The following is a 7,806-nucleotide window of genomic DNA, read 5'->3' on the forward strand; positions in this document are numbered from 1 at the left end:
GTCCTTGATGCCACCCCAGCCGGGAACCAGATACCCATCCGGAACCAATCCGATAAAAGTCCAGGAATAAGGCAGGTCTACATTGTAACCGGTGCCGGAAAATCGGGTGGTGTCGGGGTAGATATAATTCCAGTGGTCTAAATTCCAAACGGAATCAGTAGTTGTGGTAGTAATCCAAACATTGATGCAGTCCCAGTCTTGATCGGGATCAGGGTTTTCTAACGCGTTCTTTTGCCAATAGGTCAGGATGATGGAATCGGCCGTCACGGTGCTTAGGTCTATCTCCGGAGAGATCAAAAACTGGGCCCAGCCGTTACCGTATCCCGGGGGCTCGATCCAACCCTCCACATCGGTGGCCGTACCGCACCAAAATGATTTGCCGGAAAAGGCGTTATAGGTATCGATATGCCAATAGGGCGGCTGCACCGCCATATCGGTGACGGACCAGCCCATGGTGTCGGTCTCAAAATTGTCAAAAAACACCGTGTCCAGCGTGGCCTTGGCGCCAACCGGAGACTTAAACGGCAATGCCTTGGCCTTTTCCATGGGCTTGGCTTGAACTGCCGCCGAGCAGAACAGGAAAAGCGCCAGACCCAAAATTGTGAACAATTTTCGGTTCATGACCTAAACCTCCAAATAATGATATTTTGTTGTTTATTTTTAGGGTTACAATCTTTTATTGTAATAGATTAGGCCTGGTTTGTCAAGATTTTTTTGCCGTTTTTGCCATATATTTTTCTTCGGGAAAAATAAACTGCCTTAGATTGATCTTTAGGCCTTTTGGTTCCCAAGCTATCTCAGTATTATCAGTTTTTTGGTCGCCGAAAGCCCCCCCGAAATCAGGCGGTAAAGGTACACTCCGTTGCCGACCATGCGGCCGTGGTCGTCCCGTCCGTCCCAGGTTACCGACCCCACCCTTCCCTCCCCTCGAGGGGAGGGATAAGAGGGAGAGGTTTCTCCGTCAACCAATACCCGCACCACCTGCCCGGCGATATTGTAAATCTTAAGGCTGACCCTTCCCGTCCTGGACAATTGATAATTGATCACCGTTGTTTGTTTGAACGGATTGGGGCTGGCGGAACCCAGTCCAAAGCTTAACGATCGATCCCCGGCAGATAATGCGCTGACCGGGCCGTAGATCGTCTGGTTGCCTTTGGCATCCAGTTCCAGCAGCCGGTAGTAAAGCTGGCCCAAGGCCGGCGGGTTGGCGTCAAAATATTTATATTGGCAGGAACTGGCGGTGGTCCCCTGCCCGCTTTGCCGGGCTATTTCAATGTATCCGGCCTCCGGCTGGTCCGACCTTTCCACCACCCACTGGTAGCAGTCATTCTCGCTTTGGGTCAGCCAGGTGAGGTTTATCCCTCCGGGGGCGGCCTGGGCGGTAAAGGCCGAGAGTTCCACCGCCAGCGGCCCCATCACCACGTTGACCTTGTACAGCTGGTCCCAGTCGCCCCAGCCCCGCTTGGCGTTGTAACCCCGCACCCGGTAGTAATAGGTCGAGCCAACTGTCTTGCCGGTGACCAGGTAGTTGCTGGCTGTGATGGCGCTGGATACCGTGGCGGTCGATGCGAAAGAGGCCACCGGTTTGATGTCGTCTATGTAGACGCTGTCCGAAGCGGCCACTCCGTCGCCCACCAGCCGGATGCGGAAGAACACCGATTTGCCGAAGTAGGCAGAGGAATCGATGGCAAAGGCCCGCTTGGTCCAGGACAGGGCGTTCTGGTAAAGTTTGCCCAGCAGGTTCCACTGCCGCCCGTCGGGGGAGATCTCCACCCACATCCGGTCAAAAGTGGTCATGCCCTGGTAGCTGTAAAAGCTGAAGGAATCTTTGGCCGAAGTTACCGGGTATGGCTTGGTGGTGGTAATGCTGGCTATATTGAATTGATTGCCCACTCCGCTGCGGTAGCTGCGGCTGCCGCTGTACATCCTGACCGTGTTGGAAACGAACTTATCCAGGGAGATGTTGGGATTGGCGGCCGCCCCCACCGTGTCGGTGGTGGCGGTGAAGCCCGACAGTTCCTGCAGTTCATAGGCGGTGGGGTTTGAGGCCGGATTGGGCAGGTTCCAGCTTAACCGGTAATCGGTGCTGACTGTGGGAAATGTCACTCCGGTGACCGGCGGCGGCAGCACCGGCGGCGGTGAGGTGGTGGTGACGATGCTGTCGGTGCGCATGGCCAGGTACATAAAGCCCTTTAGTGTCTGGGGGCAGACCGAGTCTATGTGGGCGGCGGGAGTATAAAAGGCGGTGTCCGCCTCCACGCAGTAGGGAAATATCACCCGGCCCAATTGAGTGAGACCGTAGCCGTAGATCCAGCCGTCGGAGTCGCCGGTGGTGGGATACAGGGCCGAGGACTGCTGGGGAGTATAGCCCAATGTGCTTCGGTATCTTTTTATCCGGGCGGCCGACTGCTGGCCGAAATACCGCAGTTGCAGGCTGTCCGGCGCCCGCTTGACGGTGGAGTCCACATAGCCCAGCGGCCACAGCACCAGTTCGCTGTAGGTGTGGTAGGAGATGGACAGCACTATGTTGTGGTCCTTGACGATCTTCATCATGGCCTGCTGTTCCGGCTCGCCGCTGGGGGAAAAGCCGTAGAAAACATCGTTGCTGGAATCGGGGCTGGTGTAGCTGTTGATGGACCCTCCCCATGCCCCCATGATGTCACCGTCCACCGAGCCGTCGTAACCCCGGTTCAGGTCCACCCCGAACACGGTGGGGCTGTTCACCCGGCGGTTCTTGCGCCACAAAAGAGTTGGGGGCCAAGGTGGGATCACATTTGTACCGCCGTGATCATAGATGAAACCATCGGGATTGACAGAAGTGACGATGTATATCTCCTTGGTCTTGACCAGGGTGGAGATGGAATCGGTGCCCACCGGGTTATAATTGTTGGTCAGGTAATTGGCGATGTACAGGCAGATCTCCGGAGTCATCCATTCCCGGGCGTGGTGGTTGCCCATGATCAGTATGCCCTGGCGGGAATTGTCGTCCACCGTGGGATTGCTGGAAACTTTCAGGCACCAGACCTTGCCGCCCTGGGCCGCCACGGCCACGGTGTCCAGCTTGGTAATGGTTGGATGATCCAGCGCTATCTGCTTCAGCTCGGCCCGGATGCCGTCGTAGGTGTGATAGGCAGCCTTGGATGGCACTACCTTTGGGTCACTCACCCTGACGGTATAGGAAATACCGGCCCCGGTGAAAAGGCTGAGTTGGGAAGGCTTGGTGACGATGTCCATGTACTCGCCGGGCCGGCAGGCCGCCACGTCAATTCCCTGGGGCAGATTTGAGACCGCCAGCAGGACCGCGGGGTTGGAAATGTCCACCCTTATCAGCATCTTTGGTTCCATGTCCTCCTGCCCCCGGGCCAAAGAGGAGCCCAACAGCATTGCTGCGATCAGTACTAAGCGAAATAAATGTCTGTTTGTCAAAATGACCACCCGTTGTTTTGTATTTTTAAATGTTTTGTTCAGAGTTAAACCTGATCCGGAATAAACCAATATTATATTATATTATCGGGATTAAATCAACCCTGCAGGTACCGGAAAACCATATTGCCTCATTCCCATTTATGGAGAACCAGCTACATCTCAACCGAATGAACTGAGACTCTCTGAAAAACTATTTTACCTCATTAGAATACCAAGCAAAAAGCGGCGTTTCAAACCAATGAAACGCCGCTTTTGCAAAGCCGGATATTGATCTTAACGGAGTACTGTCAGTTTCTTGGTTGACGAATAGTCTCCGGAGACCAATTTGTAGAAATACACGCCGTTGGAAACCAGCCTCCCCTTGTTGTCCCGGCCGTCCCAGTTCACCTGGTAATAGTCGGCGCTTTGCCGGGTATTGACCAGGGTCTTGATCTCTTCGCCCAGCACGTTGTAGACCTTAAGCAGGGTCTGGCCCGGCTGTTTAAGCGAATACTTTATGGTGGCCCCTCCCTGGCTGGGGTTGGGGTAGGCCGGCTGCAGGGCGTATTCCGCCGGAGCGCCCAGGCCTATGCTGGCGCTGACCGGACCGAATACCGTCTTCTCTCCGCTTTTGTCTATCTCGGTCAACCGGTAATAATAGACTCCGGGGGTCATGACCGCAGCGTCGCTGTAACTGTACTCGTTGGGCTGGCTGCTGGTGCCATTTCCATCAAGCCGGCCCAGTTCTGCGAACTGGCCGTCGGGCGAAGCTGACCGCTCCACCACCCACTGGTAACAATCCTGTTCGCTTTCGGTGCGCCACTGGACCACTGCCCTGTTGTTCTGGACGAAGGCGGCAAAGAAGGAAAGCGTGACCGCATCCGGGGCCATGTAGCCCGGCCGGGCGAACTCGATGTCGTACAGCACCGGATTGGCCGTGGCTTTGCTGGCCGGACGGTAAAGCTTGGCTATCACCCTTAAACTGTCGTAGGTCAGAGTGTCCAAAGCGACCAGGGTGACGCTGTCGTTGGCCGAGGCCTGGTTGAAGAAGCCCTTGGAGTTATTGGTCAGGGCCGCGTCCGGCACCAGCGCCCAGACATTGTTATTGCAGTATTCCACCTGAACCCCGATGGAATCGGTGGCGGCCTTCTTGCGCCACAGTACCTTGCCCCATCTGTAAGAGGAGCGGGACACCGTCTCGGCCTTGGTGATGTCCTTGTAATAGATCGGACCCGAGGTCATGGTGCCGTTGGTATTGGTGATCAAATATGTGTATTTAAGGGTTATATTGTCTATGGCCGCATCCTGGCCGTTGCGCCCCCCGCCCTGGCTGAACCGCCAGCGCAGTTGTATCCCATCCTTGGGCATAAAGGTATTCAGCCCAATGCTTCTGGTTCCGGAAATAGTAGTGGTACCGTTGTTCAGACCATCAACTTGAACCCAAGTTCCCCATGAACCGCCGGAAAGGAAACTAGCCTCTAATACCAGACTATCCGCAGCTACGCCGGGATCCATTCCGTAGCCGTAGCTTAAAGAACAAGTTTGAGCCCCTGAATTCATGAGGTACTGGGGCGTGATGATTTTCTCCTCCGAGGCCGCAGGCGTTACAGCGACTGACGGGAACTGGCAACCATCGTAAGTAGTGCCATAGCTGGGCGGCTGCGTACCTCCGGTAGTGCGTATCAACCAACCGTAGTTTGCCGGATAGGAACCGGAGGTATCCCACCCTGCCGGAAGAGAACCGCCTTCGAAATTTTCCGTCATCAAGGTGGCCGAACCCGAGCTTGGCGCCGCCAGGATCAGGCTGTCGCCCTGGGCCGCGGTGGCCCCGGTGTAGGTGTCGCAGGTGAACTGCCCGCCCTTGGTGTGCATCCAGCAGACCGTGCCGGCCGGGATGTCGGTGCTGATGGTAAAGGACCGGGGATCACTGGACTGGCCGAACAGGTTGGTGCCGGCCGGGTCGCGGCCCTTCACCTTCCACCAGTAGGTCCGTCCGGCGGTGAGGTTGGACGGGAACTGGAAATTCACCGTGGCGCCGCTGGCGTAGGTGGTGGTGGTGGAGCTGTCCCTTATGGCCGAAGTGAAGGCCGAGGTGGTATCCCAATTGATCCGGTAGTCTATGTTGTTTCCCTGAGGATCGGTGGAGACAAAGGTCAGGAAGGGCCTAAGATCAGGCAGCTTGGCCCCGTCCAGCAGCTTGGTGACCGTGGGTTTTGACGGGGTGCCGGCATTGACCGTGGTAAAGGTCTCCTTGCGGACAAAGTTGGACTTGGTGGCGGTAACATACAGTGGCCCATCAAGCAAAGGATTGATGGTGATGGAGACGTTGCCGCTGGCATCGGTCAAGGCTGACGTCACTATCTCCGGCGAGTTGCTGGGCATGTATACGCCCACCAAAGCTCCCAGCACGTTGGCCCCGGCCTTGTTCTTGACGTTGACATTAAAGGTCTGGGTGCCGGTGGGGATCACCGCGTTGAAGGCCAGGGTAAAGGTGTCCGGGATCTGGGAGCAGAAGGTCATGAAGGGATCGCCGAAAACGTGGAACAGCTGGCAGGTGAATTCCTTGTAGTCGGCCGGGATGGCGGGATCGGTGTAGGTCTGGGTCATTAAATGCCACTTGCCGGAGGCCATGGCAAAGGCCGGCCTCAGGTCCTCGGTGTAGCGTTCGTAGGTCTGGCCGGTGCCGGCATTGGGCACGTCCCAGTTGTTGGTGGAATTGAAATTGGGCCACATCCCGTCGCTGATCCCCATGATCAGGGCGTCGTTGACGAAGGAGTAGGATACCTCGGTGGCGCACATCACCCCCAAAGCCCCGTATTTGCTGCGGTAGAACGCCTCGGAAAATGCCTCGCCGCTGTATTGGTAAGCACCGGTCTGGCAGTTCATGGAGAAGACAAAGGGGTAGTTGGTATTGGTAAGGCTGGGAATGTTGGTGCTGGTAAAGGCCGGCTCGCCCCATCCGGTGTACATACCGTGGTCGCGGTGCATGATCATGAAGGTGCCGTTGTTGACGGCTGTCACCACCCCGGCCGCCGTGCCGGTGTTCCATACCATGCCGGCCGGAACCGTATTGGCTATGTATCCCTCCCCTGCCGTTCCGTAGGCCGCCACCAGGGCGCTGGGATCGGTGGTGGACCAGGGATCACCGGCAACCGGGCCGCTGGCGTCCACCAAAGCATACTGCTGTTGGGTGGTCTTGCCCAATTTGTTCTTTAAAAAACCGCGCACGATCTCGGAGCACATCCCGAACCAGCGCTCATCCTGCCAGCCGGCGGCCGAAAGCGGCAGGCTATAAAACGTGGCGCTGCCCGGGGGGGAGTTTTCGTAGTTGATGATCTTCTTGACCATGGTGGAACAGTGGGCCGCGGTCTGGGCCGGCATCCGGGTGAACACCAGTTCCGGGGCCCCGGCGTTGCTCCAAAGGGAGTTGGCATCGGTGATGTTGACATCAGCAAAGACGTTGTCGGAAACATAATCGTCATATCCAGCCGGGTGAACCAATGGGGTTGAAGAAGTGATCCCATAGGCCTTGCCGGAGGTGGCCAGGTCGGACATCAGAAGCACCGCCAGCGGCTTGATGGTCCAGGTATTGTACGCGTTGTCGATGAAGGCCTCCAGGATGGCCGGGGTGTTCCCGCCGATCTCGGTGGTGGTAAAGACCCCGGTTTTGATCCCCTGTTTCTTCCGGTATTGCTTTAAGGTGTCGGCCCAGGCGATGAAGACCGGGTCATTGGGAACAATGATGATGTATTCAAACTGGCCGGTCTCCTTGCTGCCGGGTTTCTTTTCTGCCAGGGCCTGGTCGTTTATCTGGTTGTATCGGCTGGGCTGGATGGAGCTGTAGTTGACGATGTTCTGCTGTAATATGCGTTCGAACATCGGGTGCCGGTACAGGTCGTCCCCGAACTCCCCCTTGCCTCCTTCAAACGTTACGCTGACCTTCATGTCCCGGCGGACCACCAGTTCCTTGGTGACCGGGTTATAGCGGAACGGGGCAAAGGACAGGATGAAGACGTCCACTCCCCTCATCTTCTGAACCTCGGAGGAAATTACAAAATCACCGGGAAAGAACTCATCCTTGGAGTATGTTTCGGATCTTCGCTGAAGCGGTTTTATCGACTTGTCCAGATCGGCCGGCAGTTCCATGCCCGGGGCGATCTCCATGTTCTGGTATCTTTCCTCGCGGTACGAAAGCACGGTGACCTTGGGCTTGGCTCCGTTGGGCACCGCCACGTAGTTGCTGATCACCGGCAGGTCGGGATATCCCGCTCCGATGGGCAGCATTGAGCCGTTCATTTTTATGGCCTTGGCAGATTTGCCGTCCACCAGCTTGTCTTCCAGCATGTATGTGCCGACTGAGAAAGTAAGTTCCAATCCGCTTTTGCTGGAGGTGCTGATGTT

At 56.5% G+C, this 7,806-nt stretch carries 3 protein-coding genes; all 3 read right to left on the minus strand.

The genetic code is table 11. The annotated features are described in order from the left end of the window. Window positions 1-621, minus strand: a 621-nt coding sequence (locus Q7U71_00875) for a hypothetical protein (protein MDO9390313.1), incomplete at its 3' end; no start/stop codon positions are given. Window positions 622-792: 171 nt separating this feature from the next. Then, the gene (locus Q7U71_00880) at window positions 793-3,384 is read right to left on the minus strand and encodes a M14 family zinc carboxypeptidase (protein ID MDO9390314.1); all 2,592 of its coding nucleotides are present in this window, start codon (window positions 3,382-3,384) and stop codon (window positions 793-795) included. A 315-nt stretch (window positions 3,385-3,699) separates the two neighbouring features. Beyond that, complete coding sequence (locus Q7U71_00885) at window positions 3,700-7,779, minus strand: C25 family cysteine peptidase (protein MDO9390315.1); 4,080 nt, start codon at window positions 7,777-7,779, stop codon at window positions 3,700-3,702. Window positions 7,780-7,806: the final 27 nt, after the last annotated feature.

This window comes from bacterium (assembly GCA_030655055.1).
Classification (GTDB): domain Bacteria; phylum Edwardsbacteria; class AC1; order AC1; family EtOH8; genus UBA5202.